The following is a 15,338-nucleotide window of genomic DNA, read 5'->3' as shown; positions in this document are numbered from 1 at the left end:
GCGGATGGCGCGAGATGGCGACGCTGCTGGTCCAGATGGCCCGCGACCAGCCGACGGACCGGGCCGGCGTGCTGGTGAACCCGGCGGTGACGCGGGGGTCCACGGTCCTGTTTCCCACCGTCGACGCCATGCAGCGCAACGGCCAGCGGCGTTATGACCACGAACTGATCTATGGCGCGATGGGAACGCCGATCCAGCATCAGCTCGAAACGGCGATCGCCGCCATCGAGGGCGCGCGCCATACCCAGATCGTGTCGTCAGGCCTGGCGGCCTGCACCACCCCGCTGCTGGCGTTCCTGGGCAAGAACGGCCACTGCCTGATCCCGGACTCGGTCTATGGGCCGACACGACGCTTCGCGAACACCGTACTGCGCCGCTTCGGGGTGGAGACGACCTATTACCCCCCGACGATCGACGCGTCCGGCCTGCATGCGGCGATGCGCCCGAACACCCAGATCGTGTTCACCGAAAGCCCCGGCAGCCATACGTTCGAGGTCCAGGACATCCGCATGATCGCCGACGTGGCCCACGAGCATGGCGCGCGGGTCATGCTGGACAACACCTGGGGCATCGGCGTGTTCCAGCCGTTCCGGCATGGCGTCGACATCTCGATCCAGGCCCTGACCAAATATCCGTCCGGCCATTCCGATACCATCGTCGGCGCGGTGTCCGTCGCGGATGAACAGGATTGGCATGTGCTGCGCGACACCTGCATCCAGATCGGGCAGGTGGCTGGGCCGGACGATTGCTGGCTGACGCTCCGGGGCCTGCGTACCATGGGCGCCCGCCTGGAAAAGCAGTCGTGCGCGGCCATCGATGTCGCCCTGTGGCTGGCCCAGCGGCCGGAAGTCAGCCGCGTGCTGCATCCGGCGCTGCCGTCCTGCCCGGGACATGCCTTGTGGGAGCGCGATTTCACCGGTGCGTCGGCATTGTTCGGCGTGGTGTTCAAGCCGGAATACGGGGTGGCGAACATGACCGCGATGATCGATTCCCTGACCATGTTCGGCCTGGGGGCGTCGTGGGGCGGTTACGAAAGCCTGGTCCTGCCCACGACCCATGGCATTACCCGGTCATGCCCCGCGCCGGCCGACGACGGCCCCGCCTGCCGGCTGCATATCGGCCTGGAAAATCCGAACGACCTGATTGCCGACCTGGCGGCCGGGCTGGATGTCCTGGCCGGCAGGACCATGCCTCAGGACTGAGCGCCGCGAAATCAGACTTCACCCAGGGCCGACAGGCCGGACACCAGGGTTGATAGCTGGCTCTGGCTTGCGATGTTCAGTTTCCTGAATATGACCTTCAGCATGGAACGTGCGTATTGATCGGAAATGCCAAGCGATTTCGCGGCATCCTTCGGCGATGCGCCGCTTCCGACCTTCTGGGCGAGCCGGATTTCGGCAGCCGTCAGTCCCAGCGGGCGCAGCGCGGCAGAGACATCCGGTTCGTTTGACCCGGTTTTATAGGCCAGCAGCAGCATGGCCGACTGGCGCGTCTCATGAACGTGGAACATGCCGTCGCGCGGAAGCCTGACCACCCTGACGATCAGATTTTGTCCGGACGGGCAGTTCAGCACGATGAACCCCTTGTGGCCGAGTTGCACCTCGCCGGAGGCGGTGTCTTTCAGAAGGGCGTCCAGACGGCTCTGATTATCCCGATTGCCACATATGATCCGGCCGTTGATGTAATCCACCCCATCCCCGAGCATGTTCCCGAGCTTCTGGTTGACGAGCACCACGCCCCCGTCGCCCCTCAACAGGGCGGCGCCGCACTGAAGACGATGGCAAAGATCCGCGAAGCCCCCGGCCAGAAGGCGCGTCTTTCCGATTTCGGCGGACAGGCTCAATGACCGGGCGATATGGCGTGCAAGAATGCCACGGACACGTCGCTCGTCGGGCGTCTCGGGTTCCGCATTCAGGGCCCTTTGGACCGAGAAGCTGAATCCAGGGCCGCATGGTTCCGCAAAACCAAAACGACACATCCGTCCACGATCGAATTTCCTCAGGAAATCCTGATAGAACGGATGACGTTTCATTTCGTCATCGCTGATGAATTCGATGTCGGATACATCTCCTTCCAATTTGTCGGGACAGTATGTTTTATAAGGATTATATCGCCACCAATGTTCATAGTACAATAAATCGGAAACGCGGTCCTCTGATGAACTGAATCGCAGTTCCTTATTCGAATGATCGGTCGGGACGATCGCCGCCCCAGTCGCACCTACACATTCTGCGACTGATCTGAGGGTAGGCTGCCAGTTTTCCTCATGTGAAGAACATTTATATATATCTTCGATTATCGAATTTATTCTTTCGATATACATAAATTTTCCTCCGAATGAGCATCATCGCCGGTCCGGCCGCCGCAGCCGATATCCGGCGGCCTCGGCCACATGAGGCTGCGCGGTTTCCTCGTGGCCCGCCAGGTCGGCGATCGTCCGGGCGACCCGCAGCAGCCGCGTGAAACCACGGGCCGACAGGCGCAGCCGCTCGGCCACCAGCACGGCATAATCGCGCGCGGGGGCGGCGGTGGGAAACAGGTCCGGCGAGGCCTCGGTGTTGCACAGGCCGTTCTGGCGCGCCTTTTGCCGCCCACGGGCCGCCGCCACCCGCGCCGCCACCACGGCGCTGGTTTCGCCCGTCGGCAGACCGGCCAGTTGCGACGGCGGCACGGGCTCGACATGCACGGTCATGTCCATCCGGTCCAGCATCGGGCCGGAAATCCGCGATACGTAATCCTCGCCGCAGCGGGGCGCCTTCCGGCATTCCTGCGCGGCATCGCCCAGATAGCCGCACCGGCAGGGATTCATCGCGGCAATCAGCTGGAAGCGGGCAGGGAAGGTCACATGGGCGGATGCGCGTGCGATGGTGATCGTCCCGGTTTCGATGGGCTGCCGCAGGGCCTCGAGCGCGGGACGCGAGAATTCGGGCAGTTCGTCCAGAAACAGAACGCCGCGATGAGCCAGGCTGACCTCGCCCGGCCTGACGCGGCTGCTGCCGCCCACCAGTGCGACCTGGCTGGTCGAATGATGCGGATCGCGAAAGGGCGGACGAAAGATCGGCATCCCCATGGGCAGGTGCCCGGCGACGCTGTGGATGCGGCTGATCTCCAGGATTTCCTCAGCGTCCAGATCCGGAAGCAGGGACGGCAGGCGGGCGGCCAGCATCGACTTGCCGGCCCCCGGGGGCCCGGTCATCAGCAGGGAGTGGCCCCCGGCCGCCGCGATTTCCAGGGCGCGCTTGGCGGTTTCCATGCCGCGCACGTCGGCCAGATCCGTCCGTGGTCCATCCGGATCGTCGGGCAGGCGCTCGGGCAGTTCCACCGACGGCAGGACCTGCTCGCCGCTGAAATGATTGACCAGGGCCAGCAGGGAGTCGGCAGCCAGGATATCCAGCGCGTCGCCCGCCCAGCGCGCTTCGCGGCCCTGGGCCGCGGCGCACACCAGCCCCATGGACTGTTCTACCGCGCAGATGGCCGCAGGCAGGACGCCGGGCACCGCGTTGATCCGGCCGTCCAGGGACAGTTCGCCGATCGCCCCGAAACGTCCGCTGTCCTCGGGGGGCACCAGTTTCATGGCCGTCAGCAGCGCCAGCGCGATCGGCAGGTCGAAATGCGAGCCTTCCTTGACGATATTGGCCGGGGCCAGATTGACCACGATCCGCTTGGGCGGCAACGCCAGCCCCATGGCCGACAGCGCCGCGCGGACGCGCTCGCGCGCTTCGGCCACAGCCTTGTCCGCCAGGCCGACGATCAGGAAGGACGGCAGGCCCGACGCCAGTTGCACTTCCACCCGCACGGGGATCGCCTCGATGCCTGAAAAGGCAAAGCCCAACACAGTGGAGATACTCATGCGGTCCCGATCGTCAGACAAAGCGCCAGAATGATCGTTTTTAACCGAGAAACCGGAATTCGGAAGCCCGGCCCGTCCGGCGGCAATAACGGCAAAATGAGTTGGCATAATATATCTTATGCGACTTTTGGCGCAAACGAGGGCCGCCACGGGCGGGACGTGCGACGACCGGGGGGCGATGCAGCGCCGCGGGAAGCGAATGCAGGTCGGCCTTCCAACCGCCTCCCTTTCGGCTGGGATGCCGGCTGTCGTAATGAGCGACGGGGGCCGCGACGGTCGCGGCATCCCCGAAGGCGTCCCCCCCGCCCGTTCAACCCGCGGGGCCTCACCTACCCTCCGGGCGCAGGGTCAAAATTGTAATAATATTACAAAAATGTGCATTAAATCGCCTCATTTATATCAAAATTTTACTTGCTCACATTATATTTAGCCGGTATCTGTCCCGTCCTTACCCTTCTTATGCGTTTCATGCATAACTATCCGCCTCCGGCGTGCATGAACATGACATTCAGGAGTTACGGTCTTGCCCGCTCTGCATCGAATCCGACGCCGCTGTGACGGTCCCTTCCAATGCAGATGAATCCTGTCCTGGCCGAAGTGACGGCCCGCGTCATCCGTCGTTCCGCGCCGACACGCGCGGCCTATCTCGACCTGATCGCCCGCCAGCGGGATCGCGGCGTCGCCCGTCCGCGCCTGGCATGCGGAAACCTGGCCCATGGATTCGCCGCCTCGGGCGAGGACAAGCCCGCCATCCGCGCGGGCGGCGCGATGAATATCGGCATCGTCACCGCTTATAACGACATGCTGTCCGCCCACCAGCCCTATGCCCGCTATCCGGACCAGATGCGCCTGTTCGCGCGTGAAAAGGGCGCGACGGCCCAGGTGGCCGGGGGCGTGCCGGCCATGTGCGACGGCGTGACCCAGGGCCAGCCTGGCATGGAACTGTCGCTGTTCAGCCGCGACACGATCGCGCTGTCGACGGCGGTGGCCCTCAGCCATGGCATGTTCGAAGGGGCTGCGCTGCTGGGCATCTGCGACAAGATCGTCCCCGGCCTGCTGATGGGCGCCCTGCGCTTCGGCCACCTGCCGATGGTGCTGGTGCCGGCCGGCCCGATGTCGTCCGGTCTGCCGAACAAGACCAAGCAGAAGGTCCGCCAGCTCTATTCGGAAGGCAAGGTCGGCCGCGACGAATTGCTGGAGGCCGAGGCCGCGTCCTATCACGGCGCCGGCACCTGCACCTTCTACGGCACGGCCAACACCAACCAGATGATGATGGAGGTGATGGGCCTGCACATTCCGGGCGCGGCCTTCGTTCCCCCCCATGCCCATCTGCGCCAGGAACTGACGCGCGCGGCCGTGCATCGCATCCTGGCGATGGGCATGGACAGCGACGATTACCGCCCCCTGGGGCGCTGCATCGACGAGAAGGCGATCGTCAATGCGGCGGTGGGCCTTCTGGCGACGGGGGGATCGACCAACCTGGCGATCCACCTGCCGGCGATCGCGCGGGCGGCCGGCATCGTCATCGACTGGGAAGACCTGGACCGGCTGTCCAGCGCGGTGCCGCTGCTGGCGCGCGTCTACCCGAACGGCGCGGCGGACGTGAACGCATTTCACGCGGCGGGGGGCATGGGCTTCGTCATTGCGACGCTGCTGGAGTCCGGGCTGCTGCATGAGGACATCCTGACCGTGGCGCCCGAGGGATTCCGGGCCTACACGCGGGCGCCGGAACTGCGTGACGGCCATCTGGTCTGGACGGATACCCCGTCCGTACCGGGTGACGAGACGATCCTGCGCCCGGCCACGGCCCCCTTCAGCACCGACGGCGGCATGCGCCTGGTCCAGGGCAATCTCGGCCGTGGCATCTTCAAGACCAGCGCGGTATCCCGCGACCGCTGGACCATCGAGGCCCCGGCCGCCGTCTTCAACGACCAGGAAGACGTCCTGGCCGCCTATCGGGCGGGCGAACTCAACCGTGACGTGATCGTGGTCGTGCGCTTCCAGGGCCCGGCGGCAAACGGCATGCCGGAACTGCACAAGCTGACGCCGGCGTTGAGCGTGCTCCAGGACCGGGGGCATCGGGTGGCGCTGGTGACCGACGGACGCATGTCGGGCGCCAGCGGCAAGGTCCCGGCGGTGATTCATCTCTCGCCCGAGGCCCTGCCCGCTGGCCCGCTGGCCCGGTTGCGCGACGGCGATGTGGTGCGGCTGAGCGCCCAGGACGGCCGGATCGACGCCTTGGTCGATCCCGCCGAATGGGACGCCCGCGATCCCTGCCCTCCACCCCAGGCGCAGGACGGCACGGGCCGCGAACTGTTCGCCTTCATGCGCCGTGGCGCCGACAGCGCCGAGCGTGGCGCGTCGGCGATGCTGGCGGCGATGGAGCAATAGGCCCGATACACAGTCGGGCTTTGCCCGAACCCACCAGGGCCTGAGGCCCTGGACCCCGATCATTGGTCAGTGGCCTTTGGCGCGTTTCGGGGGAAGCCGGCGCGCCATATGAAGAAGAAAGAAGCAGATATGTCCGAAATAGATCGTATCATGGGCCTTTCGCCGGTCATTCCGGTGCTTGTGGTGCAGGACGCGGCGCATGCCCGCCCGATTGCCGAGGCCCTGGTGGCGGGCGGGCTGCGGGTGCTGGAAGTGACCCTACGCACCGAGGCGGCACTGGATGTCATCGCGGAAATGGCCAAGGTCGAGGGGGCGGTTGTCGGCGCGGGCACCGTGCTGAACGAGGCCGACCTGGACGCCAGCATCGAGGCCGGCGCGGAATTCATCGTCAGTCCGGGCCTGACCGACGGCCTCGCCAGGGCCGCGATCGCCCGCCGCATTCCATTCCTGCCCGGCATCGCCAACAGCAGCGACATCATGCGCGGGCTGGACCTGGGCCTTGATCGCTTCAAGTTTTTCCCGGCCGAGGCGTCCGGCGGCATCAAGGCGCTGAAGGCCCTGTCCGCGCCGTTCGGCCGGATCCGCTTCTGCCCGACCGGCGGCATCGACCTCGAACGCGCGCCCCAGTGGCTGGAACTGCCGTCGGTGCGCTGCGTCGGCGGATCGTGGCTCGTCCCCCCCGGCGCGCCGGATGGGGCCGAAATCCGTCATCGCGCGGCTGCCGCGGCGCAACTGGCGACCACCCGCTGAATGGACACCCCCCGACTTTCGCACCGCGCGATTGTCGGGGGGAACGATCAGGACGGATCGACGAAGAAGGTCGGGATAACGCCGCCCTGCCGCGCGAGATCCAACACGCGATCGGATGCCGCCAGGGCTTCCGAGATCGTTACGTCCATATCCAGGTAGCGATAGGTTCCCAGCCGCCCCATGAACGACACGCCCGGCGTCGCGCGCGCCATCTCGATATAGCGGGTCAGTAGCGCCTTCTCGCCGACCTGACGGATGGGGTAGTACGGAACGTCGTCCGCGCCGGCCTGGCGGCTGTATTCGCGGAAGCAGACGGTGCGGGTGAAACGATCCTGCTCCCACGGCGCGAAATGCCTGTGTTCCGTGATCCTGGTATAGGGCACGGTCTCGTCGCAGTAATTCATGACCGCCGTGCCCTGGTAATCCCCGTCGGCGACGAAGGCCTCGAAATCGAGGGTCCGGTAGCCGAGGCGCCCCAGGGCGTAGGAAAAATACCGGTCGATCGGCCCGGTGTAGAAGACATGGGCGAAACGCTCGTCCACCGTCTCGAACGACTGGCCGAGACGCAGTTCGATCCCGTCGGTCTTCAGGATGTTCTCGATGATGGCGGTGTAGCCGTCCTGGGGCATGCCCTGCCACGGATGGCTGAAATAATTGTCGTCGTAGTTGAAGCGAACCGGCAGACGCTTGAGAATCGAGGCCGGAAGCGCCGTCGGCGACACCCCCCACTGCTTCTTGGTATAGCCATGGAAGAACGCCCGGTACAATTCCGGACCGATCATCGACAGCGCCTGCTCCTCGAACGATTGGGGCGCGGTGATGGACGCATCGGCGCGCGCGGCGATGAACTGCCGGGCCTCGTCGGGGCGTAGCGTCGTGCCGAAGAACTGGTTGATGGTCATCAGGTTGATGGGCAGGCTGTAGATCCGGCCCTGCGACTGCGCCTTGACCCGGTTGACGTAGGGCTTCATCACGCCGAAACGATTGATGTAGGTCCATGCCCGTTCGTCGGCGGTATGGAAGATATGCGGTCCGAACCGATGGACCATGACCCCGGTCTCGCCGTCGCGGCTGGTATGGCAGTTTCCCGCCACATGCGACCGTTCGTCCAGCAGCAGGACCTTGTGACCGGCTTCGGCAAGGGCGCGGGCCATGATGGCTCCGCTGAAACCAGCGCCTACAATACAGTACCGCAACAGCATCTTCTCCATACGATACGCCGGTGAGTATCCCCCCAGGGACGCTGCTGTCCACCTCGTATGCGTATGGCAACCTTGAAGGCTATCGCCATTCCTGACGTCGGCCCGCATTCGCGCCGCCGGATCCTATAATTGGAAGGTTTCAAGAATATCGCGAAGATGAACGGCTTTTCCCGCCAGGTCGGCACTCGCCGCCGAGGTCTGTTCGACCATCGCCGCATTCTGCCGGGTACCCTGGTCGATTGTCGCCACCGCGCCGTTTATATTATGGAGCGCCTGGGCCTGCTCCTGTGCCGCATCCGCAATGGCTTTCAAATGGTCGCTTATCTTTGTCACGCGCGTGATAATGGTCTGCATCCCGGAATTGATGCCTTCCATGACCAGAGCCCCCGCCGTGACCTGACTTTGTGACGCGGTGACGAGCTTCCTGACGTCTTTCGAGGCTTCTCCCGCACGGCGGGCGAGTTCCCGGATTTCCTGGGCAAGCGCCTTGAAGCCCGCGCCGCCGTTTCCCACGCGACCCGCCTCGACACTCGTGTTCAGCGCCAGAAGATGGGTCTGGACGGCTATCGCATCCATGACATCGGTAATCGTGCTGATCGCGTTGGATGACCGTTCGATCTCGGCCATTGAACCGGTCGCCCCGTTTACCATGACACCAAACTGCTCTGTAATGGTCTGGCAATCGGTAACAAGGGCATGAGCCTCCGCCACCCGCGCCGCGGTCAAGGTAACGGTCGAGGTTATCTGTTCGATCGACGCGGCCGTCTTTTCCACGGAAAACTTCTGCCGCTCCGTCCGATGAGACAGATCCTGCGCCGCGCCATTAATCTGGGTGGCCGTCGTGTCTATGGTCTGCGCTGTTGCGTTCACGACTTCCAGCGTGGCGCGCAGGGATTCAACGGCCGCATTGAGGTTGTCGCGTAAGGGGATATAGAACAGGGGCAGGTCTCCATGCACCCTGCCCGTCAGGTCCCCGTCAGCGATCTGACTGATGACGGATCCGAAACTCCGCGAAACCAGAGTCTGCTCTTTTTCGATCGCCTCATCCCTGGTGGCCCGCACCGCCTTTTCCGTGACGTCCGGATAATAGACTGAAAGTGCCAGATCTATATCGAGCAGAACGGCCTTGCACAGGCTGCCGATCGCGTCCCCCAGCTTTTGGGCGGAGACGGTGCCTCCTCTCGAAAACAGGCCTTTTTTTGGGACTAGCTCTTCCGTAATGGCATGAATGAGATGGTCGAGAACGACGGCGTACCCGCCGATATACCATCTTGGCTCCAGACCGATACGGGCATGAACCGCGCCAATCTCACGAACCTGGGCCGAATATTCCGCGCCGAAATTTGCCGCCGAGATGTTCTTCCAGTGATTGGACTGTGCACCTTTGGCATGCTGCATTTGCATTTCAGAAGAAAAGAATCTTCGGGTTTCCGGCGTTTTCCGCACCTGCCTGTAAAAGCTTTCAAGCGCGATCGGAATTTCCCGGTCGATGAGCGCCTGCATGGAGCGAATGGTCTGGAGACTGTCGTCGGTCAGATCCATGAATTCCAGACGCTGTCTTATATCATCCAGTTTTTGTCCGCGATTTTGCGTGTTTTTTGCCAGGCGATCATTATTGGTCTTGGTCAATTCAAACTCCCGTAGCACTTCGTTCAGATAGCAGGAAGGAGCAACAAAGACGGTGAAGGCATGTCCTCTAGGCAAATTCATCGGGCCAAAAAATTTGAATTCTATGCTTCCATTTACCTGTAAAAATAAGGATCGAAGGCTGAAGTTTCGATTGTATTTGTAAATAAATTATCAAAATTCCATTGAAATTTATTCGATGACCGAGAGCGGGACAGTAAGGAATATTAAGGCCGGGTTCGCTATCGGTCTGGTCGCGGCAGGTTGCGATACGCTTGATGGAGAGAAAAGTTCTCGACCAGGTGTCACCATTTTATAGCTGGCGAAATCGCGTGAGGACGGGTTTCTTCGGCCATCCGAAGCGGTTTGAACCGAATTCTTTGGGCCTGCAGGTTTTATCACGAAAACCCGTGACGCCTGCCTACGCGCGCGCGATATGGCCGACCTGGGATTGCCCACGGCCTTCCACAGAGGCGCCCGGAATCGGGCGCTTCCAAATACTCGATTTTACTGGTTTTCAGGGAAATGGCTGGGGGACCTGGATTCGAACCAGGGCTGACCGGGTCAGAGCCGGTAGTTCTACCGCTAAACTATCCCCCAACACTGCCTTTCGGCCGGTAGTGCCGTGCGGTGAGCGGCTGATAGCATCGGTGGATCGACGTGACAAGCACCTTTGTGACGAAGTTTCTTGCATGCGGCATATTTGACTTGCCCTTCGCGCGGCTGGAACTCCACTATGAATCCAGCAGCGGCAAGGGAACCGCCCGATGGACAACAGCATGTCCTGGCGCGATAGCCAGGAGAGACCGCCATTCTCCCATGCCTCCGGATTCACGACGAATCACGGAATCCCTGGCATGTACGCTGCCATCGACCTCGGGACGAACAATTGCCGGTTGATGATCGCGACGCCGTCGGCCGACGGATTCCGCGTCGTCGACAGTTTCAGCCGTATCGTCAGGCTGGGCGCCGGCCTGCAACGGACGGGGCTGCTGGAACAGCACGCGATGGACCGGACCATCGACGCGTTGAAAATCTGTGCCGCGCGTATGGGGCGCCGCCGGCTGCGCCGGTATCGCGCGGTGGCGACCGAGGCCTGCCGCCGCGCCGGGAACGGCGCCGCCTTTCTCGAGCGCGTCCGGCGCGAAACGGGCCTGGATATCGGCGTGATCTCGCCGCGCGAGGAAGCCGAGCTGGCCATGGACAGCTGTGCGGCGCTTCTGCACGATGAGAGACTGTCCCCCGCGCGCAACCGCGCCGTTCTGTTCGACATCGGCGGCGGCTCGACCGAAGTGGCGTGGGTGCGGACCGAGCGACGGTCGCGCAGCCAGGACCTGATCGGCTATATCAGCCTGCCGGTAGGCGTCATCACCCTGGCCGAGCAGTTCGGCGATACGGCCTTCACCGAGGACGGCTACCGCCACATGGTCGATACCGTGACGCGGCAGTTGCGCGCGTTCGAGGACGTCCATTGCATCGGCCGGGAAATCAGCCGCGGCAATGTCAGCCTGATGGGAACCAGCGGCACCATCACGACCCTGGCCAGCATCGCCCTGTCGCTGGCGCGCTACAGCCGGGCTGCGGTCGATGGCACCATCCTCTCCGCCGACGCGGCCCTGGCGGCCATCCGGACCCTGGCGGAAATCGGCCCGGACGGCCTGCGGCAGCATTCCTGCGTCGGGCCGGAACGCGCGTTGTATGTCCTGCCGGGATGCGCGATTTTCGAGGCCATCCACAAAATATGGCCGGTGCCCGAGATCGTCGTGGCGGATCGCGGGCTGCGCGATGGTATGCTGCTACGCATGATTAACGATTCGACCATGGCGCCCCTGTCGCCATTTCCCACCGCCCTGCCCTATGCAGGGTCCAGGCTGACCACGGCGGGCGTCTCCCGTCCATGACGCGCCGTTCCTCGGCCGGAGGCGGCAAGTCGCGGGTTCCCGGCAAGTCCCTTTCCAGCAGCGCGACGCCGGGCGGCACATCCGCACAGGCGGATTCGGGTGCGGCGAAGACCACGCGCGCGCAGGCGGTGTCGCTGCGTACGGCCCGTGGCCGCACGACCGCCCAGCAGCGCTGGCTGAACCGGCAACTGAACGACCCTTACGTCCTGGCCGCGCGCAAGCAGGGCTGGCGGTCCCGCGCGGCCTTCAAGCTGATCGAACTGGACGACCGCTTTCACCTGATCCGGCCGGGCATGCGGGTCGTGGATCTGGGGGCGGCGCCGGGCGGATGGACGCAGGTCGCGGTCAAGCGGGGTGCGGCGCATGTGGTCGGCGTCGATCTGCTGCCGGTCGACCCGGTATCCGGCGCGACGATCCTGGAAGGGGATTTCAACGACCCCGACCTGCCCGATCGCCTGATCGCCCTGCTGGGCGGCCCGGCGGACCTGGTGCTGTCGGACATGGCGCCGAATACGACCGGACACGCGCCGACCGACCATCTCCGCATCATCGGCCTGGCCGAACTGGCGCTGGATTTCGCGACCAAGGTGCTGGCGGAAAACGGGGCGTTCGTGGCCAAAGTCTTCCAGGGCGGGTCGGAGCGACAGATGCTGACCCCGATGAAGCAGGCCTTCGCCACCGTCCGTCATGCCAAGCCACCGGCCAGCCGCAAGGAATCGAGCGAGCTTTATGTGGTGGCCACGGGGTTCCGGCCCGACCGGATCAGACGGGACGCCTGAACGGCCCGCCCTGCCGGGCGGGCACGCGATCAGTCTCGTCGCACGATTCAGGCCGCGCCCTCGTCATTCGACCACAGCCACGCCGCGCCGCGCACGCCCGAACTGTCCCCATGCCGGTTCCGTATGATCGGCGTGGTACAGCGTGGCGTGATGACATAGCGCGGCATCAGCAGCGGCACGCGCTCGTAGATCGAATTCAGGTTCGACACCCCTCCCCCCAGGACGATGACGTCGGGATCGAGGAAATTGATCGCCAGGGCGCATGCCCGGGCCAGACGGTCCATGTAGCGATCCAGCGCGCCGATCGCCGCCTGGTCGCCGGCCTCGGCCTGCTCCTCGATTCCGGCAGTGCTGCGGTTGCCTGGCCCCTTCCAGTCCTGGGCCAGGGCCGAACCGCTGAGGAAGCGTTCCAGGCAGCCCTCGTTTCCGCAGAAACATTTGGGCATGGGCATTTCCTCAAGTCGGGGCCAGGGCAGCGGAATATGCCCCCACTCCCCGGCGATGTGATGCGCGCCGATCAGAAGCTTGCCGTCGACGACGATCCCGGCACCCATCCCGGTGCCGACGATGACGCCGAAGACCACGCGTTTCCCGGCCCCCGCCCCGTCCACCGCCTCGGACAGGGCGAAACAGTTGGCGTCGTTCTCCACGCGGACTTCCCGACCGACGGCGGCGGTCAGGTCCCGGCCGAATGGCTGGTTGTTCAGCCATGTGGCGTTTGCGTTCTTGATGACGCCGGTGTCGGGGCTGATCGACCCGGGAATCCCGATGCCGACGGTGCCCTGGCCGCCCAGTTCGCTATCCACGCCCGCGACCAGGTCCCGGATGGCATGGATCGCGCCGTCGTAATGGCCGGGGTTGGCGATGCGCCGCCTGACAAGCTCGCGCCCATCGTGGGCCGCGAGGGCCGCGATCTCGATCTTGGTTCCGCCGAAATCGATGCCGATCCGATAGCCGGTCATGTCCGTCCCGTTGTTCGTCATATTTTATCCGCTGGCTGTTTGAGCCTATAATGCACAGAAATGTGGCGTAAACATCGCGCCAGCACAGGCCGGACGCGGCCGCCCCTGTCGGAGCCCCCATTTTCATGAGCGAGACCGTGCTCGACGTCAAAGGGCTAAGTTGCCCGCTTCCCGTCCTCAAGGCCAATCGCACCCTGCGCGGCATGCAGCCGGGCGAGCGGTTGCGCGTCATCGCGACGGACCGTGCCAGCGTCGCCGATTTCCAGGCGTTCTGCCGGGAAACCGGCCACGCGCTTATCGCTTTCGGCGAGGATGGCGGAATTCTGTCCTTTGTCATCCGCCGCCGTCCCGACCCGGCCGCCGGACCCTAGGCGGCGCTTTTCCACCAGCATTCCGAACACGTTGCGCGGAAGCCACAGCCGCCACAAATTCCTGCCATTCCCCCTATGCCCTTGGCAGATGCGCCCGGCAGGGAGTAATCCCCGCCTCATGATGGAAGCACCGCACCCATGACGGACGACCTGTCCCTGCTGTCCTTCGAAGACGCCCTCGTCCAGTTGGAGGAGATCGTTCGGCAACTGGAGGGCGGGCAGCTCCGGCTGCAGGACGCGATCGCGTCCTACGAGCGTGGCGCCGCCCTGAGACGACATTGTGAGAGCAAGCTGAACGAGGCCGAGGCCCGCGTTCAGGCGATCATCCAGCGGGCCGACGGCACGCTGGAGACGAAATCTATGGATTGATGCGCCGATGAGCCAGACAATAGCGACAGCCCCCACAGGAAATTCCGCAGACCGGGGCAGCCTTCTGCGTGCGTCCATGGCAAGGCGGGCATCGGCGGTCGAGGCCGCGATCGACAGCCTTCTGCCGCCGGTTCCCGGCAGCGAGGGGCGGGTCGTGGACGCCATGCGCTACGCCACGCTCGGCGGCGGCAAGCGGCTGCGCGGTTATCTGGCGGCCGAGGTGGCCAGCCTGTTCGGCGTCGCCGAATCCGGCGCCTATCGCGTCGCGGCGTCGGTCGAGATGCTGCATGCCTATTCCCTGGTCCATGACGACCTGCCGGCGATGGACGACGACGATCTGCGCCGGGGCCAGCCTTCGACGCACCGGAAATTCGACGAGGCCACGGCCATCCTGGCCGGCGACGCGCTGCAGACCATGGCGTTCGAGATCCTGGCCGATACGGCGACCCACCCCGACGCCGTCGTCCGGATCGGTCTCGTCGCCGCCCTGGCCGCCGCATCCGGCGCGGCAGGCATGGTCGGCGGCCAGATGATCGACATGGAGGGAGAAGGGCGCGCCCTCGCCTTGCAGGACGTCGAACGCCTGCACGCGCTGAAGACCGGCTGCCTGATCCGCTATTCCGCCGAATCCGGCGCCATTCTGGGCAATGCCGACCTGTCGGTGCGGTCGCGCATCGCGGCTTACGGGCGCGATCTCGGGGCGGCGTTCCAGATCGCGGACGATGTGCTGGACGCGACGGCCAGCGCCGAGGAACTGGGCAAGACGGCGGGCAAGGACCAGGCTGCCGGCAAATCCACCTACGTCGCCCTGCTGGGGGTCGACGGCGCGGCGCGGGAAGCGCGGCGCGTGGCCGAACAGGCTGAATCCCATCTCGATATTTTTGGTACCGAGGCCGACAGGCTCCGGGATCTCATCCGTTACGTGGTCGATCGCAGGAGCTGACAGTCATGACCCAGCAGAAGTCAGAGGGGCAGCCGACGGGAAGCGCGCGTACGGCGTCGGTTCCGACGCACGGGCGTTTTGCGTTGCTGGACCGGGTGGCCTATCCGGCGGACCTGCGGAACCTGTCGGTGGAGCAGCTGAAGCAGCTGGCCGAGGAACTGCGGGCCGAGACGGTGGACGCGGTCTCGACGACG

14 protein-coding genes and 1 tRNA gene are annotated in these 15,338 nt (G+C 64.6%); 9 read left to right on the top strand and 6 right to left on the bottom strand.

The features are described from left to right. Positions 1-14 precede the first annotated feature (14 nt). Positions 15-1,202: a cystathionine beta-lyase gene (gene metC / locus HLH21_RS10435; RefSeq protein ID WP_246379605.1), complete on the top strand. Its 1,188-nt coding sequence runs from the start codon at positions 15-17 to the stop codon at positions 1,200-1,202. An 11-nt stretch (positions 1,203-1,213) separates the two neighbouring features. Here the strand turns inward: metC and HLH21_RS10430 are convergent, their stop codons facing one another. Both HLH21_RS10430 and HLH21_RS10425 read right to left on the bottom strand, forming a co-directional pair. Then, positions 1,214-2,032 (bottom strand): helix-turn-helix transcriptional regulator, encoded by an 819-nt coding sequence (locus tag HLH21_RS10430; RefSeq protein ID WP_182943701.1) that lies wholly within the window; start codon positions 2,030-2,032, stop codon positions 1,214-1,216. A gap of 312 nt (positions 2,033-2,344) precedes the next feature. Then, the gene (locus HLH21_RS10425; protein WP_182943700.1) at positions 2,345-3,850 is read right to left on the bottom strand and encodes a YifB family Mg chelatase-like AAA ATPase; all 1,506 of its coding nucleotides are present in this window, start codon (positions 3,848-3,850) and stop codon (positions 2,345-2,347) included. A gap of 570 nt (positions 3,851-4,420) precedes the next feature. Between HLH21_RS10425 and edd the strand changes: the two genes are divergently transcribed. Both edd and eda read left to right on the top strand, forming a co-directional pair. Then, a complete protein-coding gene (edd, locus tag HLH21_RS10420) occupies positions 4,421-6,241 on the top strand; it encodes a phosphogluconate dehydratase (RefSeq protein ID WP_182943699.1) in 1,821 nt (606 codons plus the stop codon). 129 nt (positions 6,242-6,370) lie between these two features. Next, entirely contained in the window at positions 6,371-6,991 is a 621-nt protein-coding gene (gene eda / locus HLH21_RS10415) for a bifunctional 4-hydroxy-2-oxoglutarate aldolase/2-dehydro-3-deoxy-phosphogluconate aldolase (protein ID WP_182943698.1), read from the top strand. Positions 6,992-7,038: 47 nt separating this feature from the next. Here eda and HLH21_RS10410 read toward each other — a convergent pair whose 3' ends face one another. The 3 genes from HLH21_RS10410 to HLH21_RS10400 all read right to left on the bottom strand — a co-directional run bounded on the left by HLH21_RS10410 (position 7,039) and on the right by HLH21_RS10400 (position 10,419). Beyond that, positions 7,039-8,187, bottom strand: coding sequence for a UDP-galactopyranose/dTDP-fucopyranose mutase family protein (locus tag HLH21_RS10410; RefSeq protein WP_281375043.1), 1,149 nt, complete (start codon positions 8,185-8,187; stop codon positions 7,039-7,041). Positions 8,188-8,316: 129 nt separating this feature from the next. Continuing rightward, entirely contained in the window at positions 8,317-9,903 is a 1,587-nt protein-coding gene (locus HLH21_RS10405; RefSeq protein WP_182943697.1) for a globin-coupled sensor protein, read from the bottom strand. Between the two features lie 442 nt (positions 9,904-10,345). Continuing rightward, a tRNA-Gln gene (locus tag HLH21_RS10400) sits at positions 10,346-10,419 on the bottom strand. A 167-nt stretch (positions 10,420-10,586) separates the two neighbouring features. On the opposite strand from HLH21_RS10400, the gene HLH21_RS10395 reads away from it, so the two are divergent. Continuing rightward, positions 10,587-11,720 (top strand): Ppx/GppA phosphatase family protein, encoded by a 1,134-nt coding sequence (locus HLH21_RS10395; protein ID WP_182943696.1) that lies wholly within the window; start codon positions 10,587-10,589, stop codon positions 11,718-11,720. Continuing rightward, positions 11,717-12,499 carry an RlmE family RNA methyltransferase gene (locus tag HLH21_RS10390; protein ID WP_182943695.1) on the top strand — a complete coding sequence of 261 codons (783 nt, stop codon included), beginning with the start codon at positions 11,717-11,719 and terminating at the stop codon, positions 12,497-12,499. The genes HLH21_RS10395 and HLH21_RS10390 overlap by 4 nt, the downstream gene beginning before the upstream one ends. Positions 12,500-12,546: 47 nt before the next feature. Here HLH21_RS10390 and HLH21_RS10385 read toward each other — a convergent pair whose 3' ends face one another. Then, positions 12,547-13,461 (bottom strand): ROK family protein, encoded by a 915-nt coding sequence (locus tag HLH21_RS10385; protein WP_182943791.1) that lies wholly within the window; start codon positions 13,459-13,461, stop codon positions 12,547-12,549. A gap of 125 nt (positions 13,462-13,586) precedes the next feature. Here HLH21_RS10385 and HLH21_RS10380 point away from each other — a divergent pair, with 125 nt between their 5' ends. The 4 genes from HLH21_RS10380 to HLH21_RS10365 form a co-directional block, all read left to right on the top strand. Further along, positions 13,587-13,832, top strand: a complete 246-nt coding sequence (locus tag HLH21_RS10380) for a sulfurtransferase TusA family protein (protein ID WP_182943694.1) — start codon at positions 13,587-13,589, stop codon at positions 13,830-13,832. 138 nt (positions 13,833-13,970) lie between these two features. After that, on the top strand, positions 13,971-14,201 hold the full coding sequence (locus HLH21_RS10375; protein WP_182943693.1) for an exodeoxyribonuclease VII small subunit: 231 nt from the start codon (positions 13,971-13,973) through the stop codon (positions 14,199-14,201). 7 nt (positions 14,202-14,208) lie between these two features. Further along, positions 14,209-15,144 (top strand): polyprenyl synthetase family protein, encoded by a 936-nt coding sequence (locus HLH21_RS10370; protein WP_182943692.1) that lies wholly within the window; start codon positions 14,209-14,211, stop codon positions 15,142-15,144. A 5-nt stretch (positions 15,145-15,149) separates the two neighbouring features. Continuing rightward, positions 15,150-15,338: 1-deoxy-D-xylulose-5-phosphate synthase N-terminal domain-containing protein (locus HLH21_RS10365; RefSeq protein ID WP_182943691.1), on the top strand; the 189-nt coding region annotated here is incomplete at its 3' end.

Source organism: Gluconacetobacter johannae (assembly GCF_014174305.1).
Taxonomy (GTDB): domain Bacteria; phylum Pseudomonadota; class Alphaproteobacteria; order Acetobacterales; family Acetobacteraceae; genus Gluconacetobacter; species Gluconacetobacter johannae.
This window is presented reverse-complemented; position numbering and strand designations above follow the sequence as displayed.

Excerpts from the sequence above, each read along its gene's own strand:
- metC (WP_246379605.1), top strand. The coding sequence starts at position 15 with ATGGCGACGCTGCTGGTCCAGATGGCCCGCGACCAGCCGACGGACCGG.
- HLH21_RS10430 (WP_182943701.1), bottom strand. The coding sequence starts at position 2,032 with ATGAAACGTCATCCGTTCTATCAGGATTTCCTGAGGAAATTCGATCGT.
- HLH21_RS10425 (WP_182943700.1), bottom strand. The coding sequence starts at position 3,850 with ATGAGTATCTCCACTGTGTTGGGCTTTGCCTTTTCAGGCATCGAGGCG.
- edd (WP_182943699.1), top strand. The coding sequence starts at position 4,421 with ATGCAGATGAATCCTGTCCTGGCCGAAGTGACGGCCCGCGTCATCCGT.
- eda (WP_182943698.1), top strand. The coding sequence starts at position 6,371 with ATGTCCGAAATAGATCGTATCATGGGCCTTTCGCCGGTCATTCCGGTG.
- HLH21_RS10405 (WP_182943697.1), bottom strand. The coding sequence starts at position 9,903 with ATGAATTTGCCTAGAGGACATGCCTTCACCGTCTTTGTTGCTCCTTCC.
- HLH21_RS10395 (WP_182943696.1), top strand. The coding sequence starts at position 10,587 with ATGGACAACAGCATGTCCTGGCGCGATAGCCAGGAGAGACCGCCATTC.
- HLH21_RS10390 (WP_182943695.1), top strand. The coding sequence starts at position 11,717 with ATGACGCGCCGTTCCTCGGCCGGAGGCGGCAAGTCGCGGGTTCCCGGC.
- HLH21_RS10385 (WP_182943791.1), bottom strand. The coding sequence starts at position 13,461 with ATGACCGGCTATCGGATCGGCATCGATTTCGGCGGAACCAAGATCGAG.
- HLH21_RS10380 (WP_182943694.1), top strand. The coding sequence starts at position 13,587 with ATGAGCGAGACCGTGCTCGACGTCAAAGGGCTAAGTTGCCCGCTTCCC.
- HLH21_RS10375 (WP_182943693.1), top strand. The coding sequence starts at position 13,971 with ATGACGGACGACCTGTCCCTGCTGTCCTTCGAAGACGCCCTCGTCCAG.
- HLH21_RS10370 (WP_182943692.1), top strand. The coding sequence starts at position 14,209 with ATGAGCCAGACAATAGCGACAGCCCCCACAGGAAATTCCGCAGACCGG.